Annotated in this window: 18 protein-coding genes; all 18 read left to right on the forward strand. The window is 52.5% G+C overall.

Annotated elements, in window-relative coordinates; genetic code table 11:
• The first annotated feature begins 22 nt into the window (after window positions 1-22).
• Window positions 23-2,011, forward strand: a complete 1,989-nt coding sequence (locus tag AC4LF3_RS07935) for a polysaccharide biosynthesis protein (RefSeq protein ID WP_074825233.1) — start codon at window positions 23-25, stop codon at window positions 2,009-2,011.
• 58 nt (window positions 2,012-2,069) lie between these two features.
• Window positions 2,070-2,875, forward strand: a protein-coding gene (locus AC4LF3_RS07940; protein ID WP_491835052.1) for an IS5 family transposase whose coding sequence is annotated in 2 segments (ribosomal slippage) — window positions 2,070-2,400 and window positions 2,400-2,875 — 807 coding nt in all. Because the reading frame shifts where the segments join, the coding sequence is not laid out codon by codon here.
• Window positions 2,876-3,221: 346 nt separating this feature from the next.
• Entirely contained in the window at window positions 3,222-4,286 is a 1,065-nt protein-coding gene (rfbB, locus tag AC4LF3_RS07945; RefSeq protein ID WP_074825235.1) for a dTDP-glucose 4,6-dehydratase, read from the forward strand.
• A gap of 62 nt (window positions 4,287-4,348) precedes the next feature.
• The gene (rfbA, locus tag AC4LF3_RS07950) at window positions 4,349-5,230 is read left to right on the forward strand and encodes a glucose-1-phosphate thymidylyltransferase RfbA (RefSeq protein WP_010797914.1); all 882 of its coding nucleotides are present in this window, start codon (window positions 4,349-4,351) and stop codon (window positions 5,228-5,230) included.
• The gene (rfbC, locus tag AC4LF3_RS07955) at window positions 5,230-5,766 is read left to right on the forward strand and encodes a dTDP-4-dehydrorhamnose 3,5-epimerase (RefSeq protein ID WP_010797915.1); all 537 of its coding nucleotides are present in this window, start codon (window positions 5,230-5,232) and stop codon (window positions 5,764-5,766) included. Before rfbA ends, rfbC begins: the two co-directional genes overlap by 1 nt.
• Window positions 5,763-6,692 (forward strand): dTDP-4-dehydrorhamnose reductase, encoded by a 930-nt coding sequence (gene rfbD, locus AC4LF3_RS07960; protein ID WP_150347637.1) that lies wholly within the window; start codon window positions 5,763-5,765, stop codon window positions 6,690-6,692. The genes rfbC and rfbD overlap by 4 nt, the downstream gene beginning before the upstream one ends.
• A 154-nt stretch (window positions 6,693-6,846) precedes the next feature.
• The gene (locus AC4LF3_RS07965) at window positions 6,847-7,215 is read left to right on the forward strand and encodes a ComEA family DNA-binding protein (protein ID WP_434136032.1); all 369 of its coding nucleotides are present in this window, start codon (window positions 6,847-6,849) and stop codon (window positions 7,213-7,215) included.
• Between the two features lie 331 nt (window positions 7,216-7,546).
• Window positions 7,547-7,885 (forward strand): flagellar hook-basal body complex protein FliE, encoded by a 339-nt coding sequence (gene fliE / locus AC4LF3_RS07970; RefSeq protein WP_010797918.1) that lies wholly within the window; start codon window positions 7,547-7,549, stop codon window positions 7,883-7,885.
• A gap of 11 nt (window positions 7,886-7,896) precedes the next feature.
• Window positions 7,897-9,708 carry a flagellar basal-body MS-ring/collar protein FliF gene (gene fliF / locus AC4LF3_RS07975; RefSeq protein ID WP_010797919.1) on the forward strand — a complete coding sequence of 604 codons (1,812 nt, stop codon included), beginning with the start codon at window positions 7,897-7,899 and terminating at the stop codon, window positions 9,706-9,708.
• A complete protein-coding gene (gene fliG / locus AC4LF3_RS07980) occupies window positions 9,695-10,708 on the forward strand; it encodes a flagellar motor switch protein FliG (protein WP_010797920.1) in 1,014 nt (337 codons plus the stop codon). Before fliF ends, fliG begins: the two co-directional genes overlap by 14 nt.
• 121 nt (window positions 10,709-10,829) lie before the next feature.
• Entirely contained in the window at window positions 10,830-11,612 is a 783-nt protein-coding gene (fliH, locus tag AC4LF3_RS07985) for a flagellar assembly protein FliH (protein WP_010797921.1), read from the forward strand.
• Entirely contained in the window at window positions 11,602-12,948 is a 1,347-nt protein-coding gene (fliI, locus tag AC4LF3_RS07990) for a flagellar protein export ATPase FliI (RefSeq protein ID WP_491835053.1), read from the forward strand. The genes fliH and fliI overlap by 11 nt, the downstream gene beginning before the upstream one ends.
• A gap of 6 nt (window positions 12,949-12,954) precedes the next feature.
• Window positions 12,955-13,401 (forward strand): flagellar export protein FliJ, encoded by a 447-nt coding sequence (gene fliJ / locus AC4LF3_RS07995; protein ID WP_491835054.1) that lies wholly within the window; start codon window positions 12,955-12,957, stop codon window positions 13,399-13,401.
• A gap of 425 nt (window positions 13,402-13,826) precedes the next feature.
• Entirely contained in the window at window positions 13,827-14,180 is a 354-nt protein-coding gene (locus AC4LF3_RS08000; RefSeq protein ID WP_122042893.1) for an Hpt domain-containing protein, read from the forward strand.
• 74 nt (window positions 14,181-14,254) lie between these two features.
• The gene (locus AC4LF3_RS08005; protein ID WP_491835055.1) at window positions 14,255-15,574 is read left to right on the forward strand and encodes a flagellar hook-length control protein FliK; all 1,320 of its coding nucleotides are present in this window, start codon (window positions 14,255-14,257) and stop codon (window positions 15,572-15,574) included.
• 159 nt (window positions 15,575-15,733) lie between these two features.
• Window positions 15,734-16,246, forward strand: coding sequence for a flagellar basal body-associated protein FliL (gene fliL, locus AC4LF3_RS08010; protein WP_010797926.1), 513 nt, complete (start codon window positions 15,734-15,736; stop codon window positions 16,244-16,246).
• Window positions 16,247-16,254: 8 nt separating this feature from the next.
• Complete coding sequence (gene fliM / locus AC4LF3_RS08015; protein ID WP_010797927.1) at window positions 16,255-17,226, forward strand: flagellar motor switch protein FliM; 972 nt, start codon at window positions 16,255-16,257, stop codon at window positions 17,224-17,226.
• Between the two features lie 67 nt (window positions 17,227-17,293).
• On the forward strand, window positions 17,294-17,749 hold the full coding sequence (gene fliN, locus AC4LF3_RS08020) for a flagellar motor switch protein FliN (protein WP_010797928.1): 456 nt from the start codon (window positions 17,294-17,296) through the stop codon (window positions 17,747-17,749).
• The last annotated feature ends 3 nt before the right edge of the window (window positions 17,750-17,752 follow it).

Consider the following 17,752-nt stretch of genomic DNA (forward strand, 5'->3'; position numbering starts at 1 on the left):
AGGATTTGAGGGAGCTGTAGTTATGCTACGCGAGCGATTAGTCAGCCTAAGTCGTCGTAAAAAGCGTATTGTTCAAATAGCTACAGATCTGATTCTGATCTGGGTCGCCTTATGGCTCGCCTTCTTCATACGTCTCGGAACCTCTGAAAGTATCGAGCCCTTTAGTGGTCACGCCTGGCTGTTTGCTTCGGCTCCAGTAATATGTATTCCACTGTTCATCCGCTTTGGTATGTACCGTGCAGTCATGCGTTACTTGGGGTATGACGCAATGATGGCTATTGCCAAAGCTGTTACGCTTTCGGTGTTAGTGTTGTCCCTAGTGATCTACTGGTATCAGGACAAGCCCGAGATTGTTCCAAGGTCGATGATCTTCAACTTCTGGTGGTTGAGCTTGTTCATGATTGGCGGGCTACGCTTGGCCATTAGACAGTACTTTCTCGGCGATTGGTATGCGGCATTGACCAGTGTTCCCTTTATGCGCCAGCAGACTGGACTGCCTAGGGTCGCGATTTATGGGGCTGGCTCGGCTGGTAATCAGTTAGTCGCTGCGCTCCGTGCGGGGCGTGCAATGCGACCTGTTGCGTTCATCGATGACGACAAGAGTATTGCCTGTCGTGTTATTGCTGGACTTAAAGTTTACCGCCCTAAACATATTCAGCAAATGCTCAATGAAACCGGGGCGGAAGAGGTATTGTTAGCTATCCCTTCATCTTCACGTGCTCGCCGGCGTGAGGTATTGGCTCAGCTGGAACCTTACCCTTTGCATGTTCGTACTGTTCCGGGTATTACCGATCTGGCTAGCGGCAAAGTCAAGGTCGAGGATATTCAGGAAGTTGATATTGCAGACTTGCTTGGACGGGACCAGGTTGCACCGAACCAGGCGCTTTTTGAGCGTTGTATTCGCGGTAAGGTTGTTTTAGTCACCGGAGCGGGTGGATCGATTGGCTCCGAACTATGCCGCCAGATTATGGGCCAGGGTCCATTAGGGCTAATTCTATTTGATCACTCGGAGTTTAATCTCTATAGCATTCATCAGGAGTTGGCGGGCGCTATAGAGCGCGAATCCTTGCCCATTTCTCTGGTTCCGATTCTAGGATCGGTGCGTAACAACAAACACTTGCTGCACATTTTGAGGTCATGGAAAGTCAATACTATTTATCATGCCGCTGCGTACAAGCATGTTCCTATAGTTGAGCACAATATTGTCGAAGGCGTGCTGAACAATGTATTTGGTACCGTTAATACTGCCGAGGCGGCCATTCAGGCAGGTATCGAGCACTTTGTTTTAGTCTCCACGGATAAGGCTGTACGACCGACGAATGTGATGGGGAGTAGCAAGCGGCTTGCAGAAATGGTGCTACAGGCCTTGAGTCAAGAATCTGCTCCAACGCTGTTTGGTGAGCAAGGTGGAATTCATCGTGTCAATAAGACGCGCTTTACCATGGTTCGTTTCGGTAACGTCTTGGGATCCTCTGGCTCTGTAATACCGCTGTTTCGCGCTCAGATTCGCAAGGGCGGTCCGGTAACCGTGACGCATCCTGGCATTACTCGTTTTTTCATGACCATTCCCGAGGCGGCTCAGCTCGTCATTCAGGCGGGGTCCATGGGTGCGGGAGGGGATGTATTCGTACTTGATATGGGTGAGCCAGTCAAGATCGTGGAGCTGGCGGAAAAGATGATCAACCTCTCGGGCATGACAGTCCGTTCGGAGAAAAATCCCCACGGAGATATTGCCATTGAGTTCACTGGTCTGCGCCCGGGGGAGAAGCTCTACGAGGAGCTGTTGATTGGTGACAACGTCTTGCCTACAGAGCATCCAATGATCATGCGGGCCAGTGAGGATTTCGTGTCTTGGGATGCCTTCAAGTTAGTGCTGGCTGATCTAAAGTCAGCGGTGCAGGCAGATGATTATTCTCGCATTAGGCAGCTATTGCGCGAAACCGTAGCGGGATATGTACCGCAGGGCGAAATCGTCGATTGGTTATACGTACAAAGCCGTCGGGACAGATAATAAGAGCCGCTAACAAAACCCCCTTGAATCTAAGTTTGGCTACGTCCACGATAGAGGCATGAGACATCGCAAAGAGATTACGGCTGCGCTGTGGAAGCGCATCAAGCCGCTATTACCAGAGCATAAACTCTCACCCAAAGGCGGTCGTCCTCGCCTGGAGGATGAGCTCGCCCTTAATGGCATCGTATTTGTCCTGCGTACCGGCATTCCCTGGGAAGATCTACCCCAGGAACTTGGCTATGGCAGCGGTATGACCTGCTGGAGGCGTCTTAAGCAATGGCAAGCGTGCGGTGTCTGGCACCGCTTGCATCGTGTCTTGCTCGAAGAGCTGCGCGACGCAGATTGTTTGGATCTGAGCCGGGCCAGTGTGGGTGCTGCCAGCGTATCTAGCCCCCGGGGGGCCTATGCACCGGCCCAAACCCGACAGGTCGAGGCAAACTTGGCAGCAAGCGGCACCTGATTACCGACCGTAACGGTGTGCTGCTTGCCTTCTATGTCAGCGGAGCTAATCGACATGACTCGATTATGTTCGAGCCGCTGGTTGATGCCTTACCTACACCTGGAGACAAACCCAGTAGAGCCAGGCGTTGGCCTGAGAAGCTACACGCTGACAAAGCGTATGACATAGAGCGCTGCCACAGACATCTGCGCACGCGAGGGATCGCTGATCGAATCGCCCGTAAAGAGGTAGATAGCAAGGAACGACTTGGCCAGCATCGCTGGGTGGTGGAGCGTACCCATGCCTGGTTGGCCGGTATGGGCAAGCTGCGTATCCGTTTTGAGCGCAGGCTTGATACTCACCGAGCCCTGTTATCGCTGGCGTGTAGCATCATCTGTCTGCGGTCATTGGGGAGGTTTTGTTAGCGGCTCTAAGTAGCTCGTGTTAACCATCCTTTCGCCTTTATTAAGCACGTAAAATAGAATATAGATCAGCGTAGATGCAATTAAGAATCTTTCAGAGAAATTTTTGATGATGAGCACATTGAGTTAAGTTTTTCTTTCTTCGTGGAAACTTTTCTAAGTCAAAGCTGTTTAAGTCAGGTCTTGATGGCGGGTGGTGCTATTCATCAGCCTTAGGGCTTGCGTTCTAAATCTAGGGAACGAGACGCCTGTTGAGCTGTATTGGCTGCTTAACAGGAATTTATGATTTTTTAGCTGTGCCTTGCGCGTTTTGCTAACTGGCGCAGGCGTTTAAAAAGGCAGGTTCAGGATGAAAGTGCTGGTAACTGGTGGTGCGGGTTTCATTGGTTCTGCAGTGGTCCGTTTTTTGATCAACGAGACGAATTGCCATGTGGCAAACGTCGACAAACTGACTTACGCAGGCAACCTTGAGTCGCTAAATGAGGTCGCGTCATCTGATCGGTATGAGTTTCATCAGGTCGACATCTGCGATGCACCTGCCCTAAAAACTGTCTTCGATTCATTTCAGCCCGATGCGGTGATGCACCTTGCTGCCGAGTCACATGTGGATCGCTCTATCGAGGGGCCGGCTGAGTTCATTCGGACCAACGTTTTGGGGACCGGAACTATTCTAGAAGTGGCTCGTGCCTATTGGTCTGGACTCAATGCCGACCGGAAAGAAGCGTTCCGCTTCCATCATATTTCCACAGATGAGGTGTTCGGGGATCTGCATGGCACGGACGACTTGTTTACCGAAACGACACCTTATGCGCCAAGCTCTCCCTATTCAGCCAGCAAGGCGGGCAGCGATCATCTGGTACGCGCATGGGGGCGCACCTATGGATTGCCGGTGCTGATCACTAATTGTTCGAATAACTACGGACCGTTCCACTTCCCGGAAAAATTGATTCCTCACGTTATTCTGAACGCCATGCATGGCAAGCAGTTACCCGTATATGGTGACGGCTCGCAGATCCGCGATTGGCTATTCGTTGAAGACCATGCCCGTGCGCTCTACACCGTTGTAACCAAGGGTGTTATAGGTGAGACCTATAATATTGGCGGACATAACGAAAAGCGTAACCTGGAAGTGGTAGAAGCTATTTGTGATTTGCTCGAAGAGTTGGCACCTGAAAAGCCAGCTGGTATCACAGCCTACCGCGACTTGATTACTTTTGTGAAAGACCGCCCAGGCCATGACCTACGCTATGCGATTGATGCCAGCAAAATTGAGTCGGAGCTTGGTTGGGTTCCGCAGGAAAGCTTTGAAACAGGGCTTCGTAAGACTGTTCAGTGGTACCTCAACAACCGTTCCTGGTGGCAGCGCGTTCTTTCTGGTGCTTACCGTCTCGAGCGATTGGGTGAAGCTGTTTAATTTTCAGCCAGGGTTATTTGTATTTAGATCCTTAAGCCTATATCGATTGAGAGGGACGCGTAATGAAAAAGTATAAAGGGATATTGTTGGCGGGCGGTTCTGGAACCCGTTTGCACCCCATCACACTAGGTGTTTCGAAGCAGTCACTGCCTGTCTACGATAAGCCGATGATTTATTATCCTTTGTCGGTGTTAATGCTGGCCGGTATTCGGGAGATTCTCATAATTTCTACACCGACAGACTTGCCAGGTTTCAAACGCATGCTGGGTGATGGTAGTCAATATGGTATCGAACTTAGTTATGCGGAGCAGCCAAGTCCCGATGGACTAGCTCAGGCGTTTATAATTGGATCCGAGTTTGTTGGTCAGGATAATGTCTGTCTTGTTCTGGGTGACAACATATTTTATGGTCAGCATTTCAGCGAAACGCTTATAAACGCTGCGTCCCGTGAACAAGGCGCAACGGTATTTGGTTATTACACTGCTGATCCAGAGCGTTTCGGTGTCGTTGAATTCGATGAAAATGGCAAAGCCATTAGCATCGAAGAGAAGCCTAAAAAGCCTAAGTCCAACTATGCAGTGACTGGTCTTTACTTCTACGATAACGACGTACTTGAGATTGCAGCCAATATCAAGCCGTCACCGCGCGGTGAGCTTGAAATTACCGATGTCAATAATGAGTATTTGCGTCGCGGCGATCTGAATGTTTCCGTTCTTGGCCGCGGCTTCGCTTGGCTTGATACCGGGACTCATGATGCGTTGCTAGAGGCTGGGCATTTTGTCCAGACCATTGAAAAGCGTCAGGGTCTCAAGGTTGCTTGCCTTGAAGAGATTGCCTTTCAGAAGGGGTGGGTTACTCGCGAGCAGGTAGCACTGCAGGCCGAGGCCTTGAGCAAGACAGGCTATGGTCAATATCTGGCCCGCTTGATTGCAGGAGATCGATGATGGAAGTGATCGATACGATCATTGCAGACGTAAAGATCATTCAACCGCGAGTCTTTGGCGACTCGCGGGGATTCTTTCTAGAAACGTTTCAAGCCGATCGCTATGCAGAGCTGGCTGGCATAACATTGCCTTTTGTGCAGGACAATCATTCACGCTCAACGAGAGGTGTATTACGTGGCCTGCATTTTCAGCGCAGCCGTCCGCAAGGCAAGCTCGTTCGTTGCGTAAAGGGCGAAGTGTTGGATGTGGCTGTTGATATCCGTCAAGACTCGCCTACGTTTGGTCGCTGGGTTGCGGAAATCCTTTCTGAGGACAACAAGCGGCAGCTTTGGATCCCGCCAGGGCTTGCTCATGGTTTCGTTGTACTTTCTGAGACAGCGGATTTTGAATACAAATGTACTGACTATTATGATCCTTCCGCCGAGGGATGCTTGATCTGGAATGATCCTGATCTGGGTATTGACTGGAAGATCTCTGATCCTCAGTTGTCAGCCAAGGATGCTCAAGGCCTACGCTTGGTGGAGCTTTATAAATGAGAGTCATGGTCGCAGGGGGAAATGGTCAGGTAGGACAATGCCTGATTGATCGCTTGAAGCGCAGTGACTTGGCGTGGGAAGCGCATGGTCGTGCCACGTTGGACATTGCAGATGAGCGCTCTGTGGCCGAGCACCTGCAGCGTTTCAAGCCATCTGTGCTGATAAACGCTGCAGCTTATACCTCAGTGGACAAGGCGGAAATGGAGCCTGATGTAGCGGCACGCGCTAATATCAAGGGTCCTGCTACGTTAGCCAAGCTTTGCCATGAGCACGGCTGTTCAATATTACATATTTCTACCGACTATGTATTTTCGGGTGATGCTTCTGTTCCATATACACCTGATGACCCCGTGGGGCCGTCAGGTGTATACGGGGCGACCAAGTTGGAAGGTGAGTACCGTATTCAGGATGCCTGTCCGAATCATGTCATCATGAGAACGGCTTGGGTGTTTAGCGAGCATGGAAATAACTTCATGAAAACCATGCTCCGCCTGGCCTCGGAGCGAGACAAGCTACAGGTGGTGGACGACCAGCAAGGGACGCCCACTTACGCAGGGCATATTGCCGATGCTTTACTGTTGGTGGCTCATCGTATCGCTACTATTGATAACTCTCAGTTATTTGGTCTCTATCACTATGGGGGCAGCGATGCTGTTACCTGGTGTGGGTTCGCGCGGTATATTCTTGATGTTGCGCTTGAGAAGGGAATTATCAATAAGCTTCCCAAGGTAAACGGGATTACGACTGCTGATTTTCCTACCCCAGCGCGTCGTCCTTCCTATTCGGTACTAGACAGCACGCTACTCAAGAAACGGTTTGGTGTTGACCCGAGCGATTGGAAGACAGGGGTTAATGACTCCCTTGATGCATTAATAGCTGCAACCGCTGCTCACGCAAAGAATGCACCCAATCAGGTAAGTGCGTAACGTTAATAATGTGATGCTGCCAGTAGTTGGCCTTTCTGATAAGGCGTGAGTGGTTGGTAGCATATGCATTTAATTTCGAGTGAGGCCAAGGATACAGGCTCAAACTCTCCTGTAGTTGAACGTCAATTATGCGCTTGGAAAAGGATGTCTATTTATGCGCGCACTTCTATTATTTCGTATTGCCGTCTGTTTTACTCTTTTTACGTTCACTTCTGTTGCCTATGCTGAGACATACGGTGATCCGCTGCATTATCAGTTACCCAAACCTGTACCTATCGCGCGGACCTCTATTGAGGTGTCCAGATCCTCTGGACCTGTTTTTTCCAGTAAAGTCAATATCAACACGGCAGATGCCGCTACGCTGGACAAAAGACTTAAAGGTGTTGGCGCTGCCAAAGCAAAAGCGATTGTTGATTATCGGAATGCGCATGGCCCGTTTCAGGCGATTGACGAGTTGATAGAAGTAAAGGGCATCGGCCCTGCAATCTTGGAAAAGAATTCTGACGTCCTGACAATCAATTGACAAAACCGGTGCTGGTAGCCAACTAGCCAGAGTTATTCTTTTGGCACACGGTAGTTGTTGAGCCAAATTTTACTGATTGCGTTTCCCCAAGGTATCTAAACCATTTTCTTCGCTTAAGCGCCTAGCCTTACTTAGTTCAACGCTAGGCTGCTTTCGCCCAAACCCCTTTCTGGCCTGTTAATTGCTCTTACCTTGATAGTGATTGAAACCTGGCGCCAAGCCGGTTCAGTTAGCCAATTTCAGCTGACAGACAAAACTTGGCATCGCCATTGCTACATCAAGGTATAGCTAAAAGCGCGGCGTCAAAAATCCGCGCTGGTTGGAGGGTGAAATGGTTCAAGGTGTTGAGTTCAATCGTTTAATGCTGGAGATGCGCTCCATGCAGACAGAGGCAATGGCGCGAAAGCCCGTTGCGAGCCCTGTCGGTGTTGAGGGTGCTGCAAATGTTCCCAGCTTTCCGGATTTACTTGGACAGGCTGTCCGTAAAGTCAACGAGACGCAAAAGGTTTCCAATGAGATGGCCACAGCGTTCGAGCTTGGTCAGGGCGGCGTTGATCTGACGGAAGTCATGATTGCCTCGCAGAAAGCTAGCGTTTCCTTCCAGGCCATGACCCAAGTCCGTAACAAGATGGTCCAGGCCTACCAAGACATTATGCAGATGCCTATCTGAGGATAGATTGAATGGCCGACACCGCCCTCAATAATCAGGTTCCCGCTAAGGTAGACGCCTCTGGCGCATCCAAGAAGCCTTTTCCGGGCCTGGGCTTTCTAGACAACCTGTCTGAAATGCCGATCTTGCGTCAAGTAGGCCTTATGGTTGGCTTGGCTGCCAGCGTTGCCTTAGGGTTTGCAGTAGTGCTGTGGTCACAGCAGCCTGATTACCGCCCCTTGTATGGCAGTATGTCAGGCCTGGATGCCAATCAGGTAGTTGAAGCGCTGACTTCAGCCGATATCAACTACAAGGTTGATCCTAATACCGGTGCCTTGTTGGTAAAGGCGGACGATCTGGGCCGTGCTCGCTTGAAAATGGCCAGCGCTGGCGTAGCGCCTACTGACGGTATCGTTGGTTTCGAGCTGTTGGACAAGGAGCAGCCTCTGGGAACCAGCCAATTCATGGAAGCGGCAAATTACCGTCGCGGCCTTGAGGGTGAACTGTCTCGTACGATTGCCAGCTTAAATGGCATTAAAAGTGCACGTGTTCATTTGGCGATTCCGAAGAGTTCTGTATTCGTACGGGATGAGCGTAAGCCGACGGCTTCGGTTCTGGTCGAGTTGTATCCAGGCCGTACCTTGGAAACTGGGCAAGTAATGGCGATCGTTAATCTGGTTGCTACCAGTGTTCCAGAGTTGACGAAGTCTCAGGTAACGGTAGTCGATCAGAAGGGACAGCTCCTGTCGGATCAGCTGAACCAGTCTGAGTTCAGTGTTGCAGGTAAGCAGCTAGATTATACGAACCGCATCGAAAGCACATTGACTCAACGTGTGCAAAACATGATGCAGCCAATCGTAGGAAACGGTCGCTTCAAGGCAGAAGTATCGGCGGATGTAGATTTCAATGCGGTTGAGTCAACGTCCGAGCAGTTTAACCCTGATCAGCCTGCACTGCGCAGCGAGCAGATCAATACCGAACAGCGTCAAACTGCCGGCGGTGGGCCGCAGGGTGTGCCGGGAGCCTTGTCGAACCAGCCGCCTGGACCAGCCACTGCACCTGAGAACGCAACAGCGGCAGCGGGTACCAACTTTACGGCGCCGGGTCAGCTGATTCGTGACCCTAATGATCAGTTCATTACTGACCCGAAGACAGGTCTGCCGGCGACAGTGCCTTATCCGACAGACAAGCGTGACCAAAGCACACGTAATTATGAGTTGGATCGCAGTATCAGCTACACCCGCCAGCAGCAAGGTCGAGTACGTCGTCTCTCTGTAGCGGTAGTGTTGGATGATCAAGTGAAATTGGATGCAGCGACAGGGCAGGTAAGTCATACGCCCTGGAGTGCGGATGACCTGGCTCGCTTTACTCGCCTGGTGCAAGACGCGGTAGGTTTCGATGCAAGTCGTGGTGATAGTGTTAGCGTGATCAACGCTCCCTTTGCTCCGATCGCTGCTGATGATGTGGAAAGTATCCCCTTCTACTCGCAGCCCTGGTTCTGGGATGTCGTTAAGCAAGGTCTGGGTGTGCTGTTTATCCTGGTCCTGGTGTTTGGTGTCCTGCGCCCTGTTCTGAACAACCTGGCAGGTACCAACAAGAGTAAGGACTTGGCACTGGCTGATGGTATGGGTGGTGCTGGAGATCTGGCGGGTAGTGGAGCGGGCGGCCTGAGTGGTGGTGATCTGGCCGATGACAAGGTAAGTCTGGCAAGTCCTGCAGCGCTGATGTTGCCTGGACCTAGCGAAAACTACGAAGTACAACTCAATGCCATCAAGCAATTGGTGACTGAAGACCCGGGCCTGGTTGCCCAAGTTGTGAGGGACTGGATCAATGCCGACGAGTGAATTCAACAGCATGAGCAATGTCGATAAAGCCGCTGTTCTGCTGCTCTCCCTGGGTGAGGCAGACGCTGCCCAGATCCTGCGTCACCTGGGCCCGAAAGAAGTACAGCGCGTCGGTACTGCGATGGCTCAAGTGCGTAACATCAGTCGTGACCAGGCCGAGCATGTACTGGGCAACTTTATCGAAGTGGTAGGTGAGCAGACCAGCCTGGGTGTAGGCACTGACGGTTATATCCGCAAGATGCTGACCCAGGCCCTGGGCGAAGACAAGGCTAACGGTCTGATCGACCGGATCCTACTGGGTGGTAATACGAGTGGCCTGGATAGCCTCAAGTGGATGGAGCCTCGTGCGGTCGCGGATGTCATCCGTTACGAGCACCCACAAATCCAGGCGATTGTAGTGGCTTACCTGGATGCGGATCAGGCTGCCGAAGTTCTGGCGCATTTTGATCAGAAGATTCGGTTGGACATTATCCTGCGGGTGTCTTCGCTGAATACGGTCCAGCCAGCAGCACTGAAAGAATTGAATATGATTCTGGAGAAGCAGTTCTCGGGTAGTGCAAGCTCCGCCCGTACGACGCTGGGTGGCGTGAAGCGTGCAGCCGACATCATGAACTACTTGGATAGCGCGGTTGAGGCTCCGCTCATGGACGCTATCCGCGAAGTGGACGATGCGCTGTCTGCTCAGATCGAAGACCTTATGTTTGTCTTCGGCAACCTGGTCGATGTGGATGATCGTGGTATTCAGGCGCTGCTGCGTGAAGTCTCGTCCGATATCCTGGTTCTGGCGCTCAAGGGCGCAGATGACGGGATCAAGGACAAGTTCTTCCGTAACATGTCCAAGCGTGCAGGCGAGTTGCTGCGTGATGATTTGGAGTCCCGCGGCCCGGTTCGTATCTCCGAGGTAGAGGGGGCGCAGAAAGAGGTTATCGCAGTGGCCCGCCGTATGGCTGAGGCTGGCGAGATCGTCCTGGGTGCCAAGGGCGGCGAAGAAATGGTGTAAATCACCAAGTGGTTTCGAGCCCGGTCACTGTGTATTTGCAGTGGTCGGGCTTTTTTTATTCTGAGTTGGCCCAAGCTTTGCTATCTACCTGGCATACCGTAGCTTTTCTGTCAGGTGAGTCATGAACAAAGAGGACGCTAGCGATCTGATTCGCGCGAAGGAAGTCAGTATCTTCGAGCGATGGCTTTTGCCTGATCTGGATAGCAACCATGTTGAAGACGTGGCCGTTGAGCCTGATCCAGAGCCGGAAGCAGCGGAAGAGGAAACCGTCACCGTTGAAGACGTTCCGGTAGAGGAAGTCAAGCCGTTGACGTTGGAAGAGCTAGAGGCCATTCGGCAAGAGGCTTACAACGAAGGCTTCACTGCCGGTGAGCGCGATGGTTTTCACTCCGGGCAGGTAAGAGCGCGGCAAGAGGCTGAAGTAGCATTGACAGCCAAGCTGCGAAGTCTGGAAATCGTTATGGAGCAGCTGCTCGAGCCAATCGCCCAGCAGGATCGCGAGCTGGAGCAGGCGTTGGTTCGTCTGGTCGAGCATGTCACCAAACAAGTGATCCAACGTGAGTTGAAAGACGATTCTACGCAGCTGCAACGTATCCTGCGTGAGGCGCTGAAGCTTTTGCCCATGGGTGCTGAGAATATCCGCATTCATCTCAACCCGCAGGACTTCGATTTGGTGAAGGCCCTGCGTGATCGGCACGATGAGCGTTGGAAGCTGTTGGAAGATGAAAACCTGCTGCCGGGTGGTTGCCGTATCGAAAGCGAGAACAGCGTAATCGATGCAAGTATCGAAACGCGACTGGCTCAGGCACTGACGCAGATTATGGAACAGCAACGCCATCAGGCTACACAGCCTGCCGACCCTGACCTGCATATTCCTTTGGAGGATGCTGCTGATGCATCTTGATCGCCTGAGTTTCCAGCGTCGACTGGGTGGTTATATTGACGCGGTAAGCCTCCCGGGTGAGCCCGTAATCGAAGGGCGTCTGCTGCGCATGGTAGGTTTGACGCTTGAGGCAGAAGGCTTGCGTGCTGCAGTCGGAAGTCGCTGCCGGGTCATCAATGGCGGTACCTATCAACATGCTCAGGTAGAAGCCGAGGTCATGGGGTTTTCAGGTGATAGAACCTTTTTGATGCCGATTGGCAGTCTGGCAGGTATTGCCCCTGGGGCGCGTGTCGTGCCTCTGCCTGAGACCGGACGCCTGCCTATGGGAATGTCGATGTTAGGGCGTGTGCTCGATGGGTTGGGTAATGCCCTCGATGGCAAAGGGCGGATGCGCGCAGAGGATTGGGTGCCGATCGACGGCCCGACCATCAACCCGCTCAAGCGCGAGCCTATTCATGAGCCGCTTGATGTTGGTGTACGTAGTATCAATGGTTTGTTGACGGTAGGACGCGGTCAGCGTCTTGGACTGTTTGCCGGTACTGGTGTTGGTAAGAGCGTGCTGCTCGGCATGATGACCCGCTTTACCAAGGCGGACATCATCGTTGTCGGGCTGATCGGTGAGCGGGGTCGTGAGGTTAAGGAATTTATCGAGCACATCCTGGGCGAGGAGGGCATCAAGCGTTCCGTCGTTGTTGCCTCGCCAGCGGATGATGCGCCTCTGCTGCGTCTGCGTGCAGCCATGTATTGCACACGTATTGCAGAGTATTTTCGTGACAAGGGTAAAAACGTTCTGTTGCTGATGGACTCTCTGACCCGGTATGCACAGGCTCAGCGTGAAATTGCACTGGCTATTGGTGAGCCGCCAGCGACAAAGGGTTATCCGCCATCCGTGTTTGCCAAGCTGCCCAGCCTGGTGGAGCGCGCGGGTAATGCTGAAAAGGGCGGTGGTTCTATCACGGCGTTCTACACTGTACTGTCAGAGGGTGATGATCAGCAGGACCCGATCGCTGATGCGGCGCGAGGAGTGCTGGATGGTCACTTTGTTTTGTCCCGCCGTCTGGCGGAAGAAGGCCATTACCCTGCCATTGACATTGAAGCGTCGATCAGCCGAGTGATGCCGCAGGTCGTAAGTCCTGAGCATTTGCGTAATGCCCAGCGTATGAAACAGTTGTGGTCTCGCTTCCAGCAAAGCCGCGATTTGATCAGTGTGGGCGCCTATGTACCAGGCGGCGATCCTGAAACTGACCAGGCAATCAAGCGCTACCCTGCGATGCAGCAGTACTTGCGCCAAGGACTGAATGAAAGCGAGTCGCTCGAGCAGAGCGGGCATAATCTAGGCGTATTGCTGGAGAGCTGATGAATCATGAAAGGTCGTGCTGAGCGGTTGACCCCAGTGATAGATATGAGTGAGCAGGAGGAGCGGGACGCTGCTCGGCAATTAGGTAAGTGTCAGACACAACTGATGCAGGCAGAGCAAAAACTTGCTGACCTGCAGCGCTACCGGGACGATTACCACAAGCAATGGCTGAATGCGGGAAGTCAGGGTGTGTCAGGCCAGTGGATGATCGGTTATCAGCGTTTCCTCAGTCAGTTGGAGGATGCCATTGCGCAGCAGGAGCGGAGCACTAACTGGCACCGCGATGCTGTCGAAAAGGCACGCCAATCCTGGCAGCAACGATACGCACGCTTGGAAGGTTTGAAAAAGCTGGTAGAGAAATATCGCCAGGAACAGCGGCTGGTTGAGGACAAGCGAGAGCAGAAGCAGATGGATGAGTTTTCCCAACGGCTTTTGCAACGGGTTCGGATGTAAGAAAAAAGGGCCGGCCGTTTTGCTGGCCCTTTTTATTTCTTGCTAAACCTTCTAAAAGAGGTCATGACGGTTAGCAGCCAATTTTCCAGCAACATAGATTCTCTGTTGCTCATTCGCTGGAATTTTGACGTCAGGCTTATGTTTACCTTCCAAAGTCTGGTAAAAGAGCAATTACCAGAGCGCCTTCCAGCGTAAGTCCAGTGATATAAACGGTAGTAATGAGCGCTTTAGAACAATTTATTGTGTTCCAGGGGTGCCATTAGAGTGCCAGCTTTGCCAAAATCGCACCGACAGAAGGTTTGTTTAACCTAACTCCTAACGGAGGGCTTGATATGTCAGTGTTGTGTAGCAGAGCTCTTACGTTTCATCCTCATGTTACTTTGCCATTTCGTCTGGCATCTTTGGCCTGATGAGTGAGTCCTACCATGTCATTGCCACACTTAGATACCGATACTCTGCTTGCCCTGCAGGAAATTATGGAGGACGAGTACGGTAATCTGCTCGACACCTATATTTCCGACTCGGAAGAGCGTATCCGTGCGTTGAAGGAGGCCTATGCCGAACAGGAGCTGGTACAGCTTCGGCATGTGGCTCACAGCTTCAAGGGAAGCTCCAGTAACATGGGCGCCGTCGTTCTGACAAATCTTTGCCGGGACTTGGAGGAAGCTGCCCGTCGAAACGCTCCCTTGGCCGTTATAGATGAAAAGATCGAAAGCGTTCAGCGCGAGTTTGCCATTGTGCGCATTCTGTTCAAGTCGGAACGGCAACGGCACGCGTGATTTTCAGCCGTTTTTCTTAAAGCTGGCCCAGCGTTTGCTTCTCTAGCTCCAGATACCTTAACTGGAGCAATTTTATGGCTGTCGCCTCTGACTTCATTTTGTCGTCGACGCCTGATATCAGCTCGGCCAAGACCGCGTTCAAAGCGCCGTTCAAGCCCGCTGAGTCAACTCGCAGCGATACCCCACGTTTCTCGGATGTTTATGCCAAAGAGCAGCAGCCTGCTCGTAATGAGGTGCGTACTCGCGATGCGGATACAAAGTCCGTGAAGCGCGAGGCTTCCGCATCGCGTCACGATAGCAAGGTTAACGACAGCCAGACTGGCGAGTCCGTTTCTTCAGACGTAAAGCAGAAAGAGACCTCTGGATCTGCCGATAGCGGCAAGGCTTTGCCGGTAGCCGATGAGCACGCCTCTGTTCCAGACGCGCAGCTGGACCCGTTATTGCTGCTTGGCATGACTGGAACCCTGCCTGCGGAAGTGGCGCCTTTGCCAGTTTCAAACGCTGTCAGCTCTTTGACGTCCCTGACGGAAGATACGCTGACATCGGGTATTGCGTCAGCGCTTCCACAGGGGCTGGATCAGGTGGCTTCCTCGAATGGCCAGGCTGCCTCTTCTGATGATACTGCTGGCCAGCTGCTGGCCCAGGCCGGTAGTAAGCTACTTCAGACTACCGATACAGCATCTGGCACTGCTCAGGCCAATACAAGTCAAGGCTCATCTAAACAGGCCGAGGTTGTAAGTGCTCTTCTGGCTGCGGCCACTCACAGTCAGCCTACTGAGGGTGAGGCCGCCCTTGAAGCATTGCAGGGGTTAAAAGATATCGATGATAGGGCCTTGCCTGACGGTCGAAACGAGACCTTTGCAGACAAGCTGAATAGCTTGTCCCAGACAATGGGAACGCCTGTGCAGACGGCTCGTCCCGTTGCGCCTACAGTGCCGGGTCAACCGCTGGCAATGAATCAGTCCGACTGGCATGAAGGTGTAATTGATCGAGTCATGTGGATGTCGAGTCAGAACCTCAGGAGTGCTGACATTCGGCTCGAACCGGCCGGGTTGGGGCGTCTTGAAGTTCGTATCGATATGACTAACGACCAGGCTCAGGTCACTTTTGCTAGTCCGCATGCGGATGTTCGTGATGCACTCGACAGCCAGTCTCATCGCTTGCGAGACATGTTCGTGCAGCAGGGGATGACGCTTGATGTAAACGTCTCGGATCAATCAGCGCATCGTAACTGGCAGGCAGCACAGCAGGACACGGGAACCGGAGGGCGACGGTCTTCGAATACTGGGTCAGGTAGCGAAGATCGTGCGATTGATGAAGTGGCAGGTACCTCAAGTGAGACGGTAGCGCACACAATAAAGAGAAATGATGGAGTGGTGGACTTCTACGCTTGACCGGGACGCCTCCCGCAAGTGATGAGGTCTGTCTTACCAAGGGCGAATCTGACGGCTACGCCTCAAGCGATTGGCTAAAGATGAATGTATCAACAAAACTGCTGTTATTCCCTCTGCGTTTTAGGGCTGTAGGCGGTTCACTCAATTACGGATGTAAGCATGGCCAAGAAAGAACAAGCGGCTGATGACGCGGCCAAACCCGCTGGCAAAGGCAAGCTCAAGCTCATCATCATTATCGTGGTCGCATTGTTGTTGACGATAGGGGCTTCGGTAGGTGCAACATGGTTCATCATGAACAAGAAGGTTCATGATGCCGAGGCCGCAAAGGCAGAGCCCACCACTCCTGTCCGACTGCCTGCCATCTACGAAAAATTAACGCCGTCTTTTGTGGTCAACTTCAATGTGAACGGCAGGCAGCGTTATATGCAGGTGGGTGTGGCGCTGATGGGACGCGATCAGGCAAAGATGGATGAACTCAAGGCTCATTTGCCCCAGGTACGCAATCAACTGGTCATGCTGCTTTCTGCCCAGAGTTATGACGCCTTATTGACGCCGGTTGGCAAGGAGTTGCTACGTCAACAGGCAACTTCCAAGATTCAGGAGCTTGCTCAGAAGCAGGTGGGTCAACCTACGGTCGAGCAGGTTTTGTTCACTAACTTCGTCCTGCAATAGGGATTGCCATGTCTGTACAAGATTTACTGTCTCAGGATGAAATCGACGCGCTTCTTCACGGCGTCGATGATGGTCTTGTCGAAACGGATCCTATAGCGCCCACAGGCTCGGTCAGGGGATATGACCTGACCAGCCAGGATCGTATCGTCCGTGGGCGGATGCCGACATTGGAGATGATCAACGAGCGCTTTGCCCGCTATACCCGGGTCAGCATGTTCAACCTGCTTCGTCGCTCGGCTGACGTGTCCGTAGGGGGTGTGCAGGTCTTGAAATTCGGTGAGTATGTTCGCTCGCTGTATGTACCGACCAGCTTGAACATGGTGAAGATCAAGCCTTTGCGTGGTACGGCACTGTTTATTCTGGATGCCAAGTTGGTGTTCAAGCTGGTAGACAACTTCTTTGGTGGCGATGGCCGTCACGCCAAGATTGAAGGTCGTGAGTTTACGCCGACCGAGCTGCGTGTTGTACGCATGGTGCTTGACCAGTGCTTCGTTGATCTTAAAGAGGCCTGGGGCGCAATGTTGGCGTGTCAGTTCGAGTACATCAACTCCGAAGTCAACCCGGCCATGGCAAACATTGTCAGTCCGAACGAGGTGGTAGTGGTCAGCTCGTTCAGCATCGAGCTGGATGGCGGTGGCGGTGAGCTGCATATCGCCATGCCATACTCAATGATCGAGCCTATCCGCGAAATGCTGGACGCCGGCTTCCAGTCGGATGTGGATGATCAGGACGAGCGTTGGGTCAAGGCTATGCGCGAGGACCTTCTGGATATCCGTGTACCGCTGGAAGCGACGGTGGTGCGTCGTCAGCTCAGGCTACGTGACATCCTGCATATGCAGCCTGGCGATGTAATTCCGGTTGAGATGCCGGAGGAAATGCTGATGCGCGCCAATGGTATGCCAACTTTCAAAGTAAAGATGGGGGCTCGTAAAGGAAACCTGGCCTTGCAAATCATTGAACCGGTCAAGAACTCTCGCTGACGCGATTTTGACTGAATGCTTTTATTTCTTTCGAGCCATAGGCTCACCGTTTTAGATTGAGGTTAAGATGGCAGATCAAAACACCAACAGCGAAGAACAGGCTCTGGCTGATGAGTGGGCCGCGGCGATGGCAGAGGCAGGCGACTCCAATCAGGATGAAATCGATGCGATGATGGCTCAGGGCTCGAACCCGGCTTCTCGCGCGCCTGTAGAAGAATTTGCCGGGATCCAAGGTAACAATCAGCAGATTACAGGTATGGAAGGTCCGAACCTGGATGTGATTCTGGACATTCCTGTCATGATTTCGATGGAAGTCGGCCATACCGACATTTCCATCCGGAACCTGCTACAACTGAATCAGGGCTCGGTTATCGAGCTTGATCGCCTGGCGGGAGAGCCGCTCGATGTACTGGTCAACGGTACCTTGATTGCTCACGGCGAGGTGGTGGTGGTTAACGAGAAGTTCGGTATCCGGCTGACCGATGTCATCAGCCCCAGTGAACGTATCAAGAAACTACGCTGACCT

The organism is Pseudomonas sp. C2.3V, assembly GCF_058536325.1.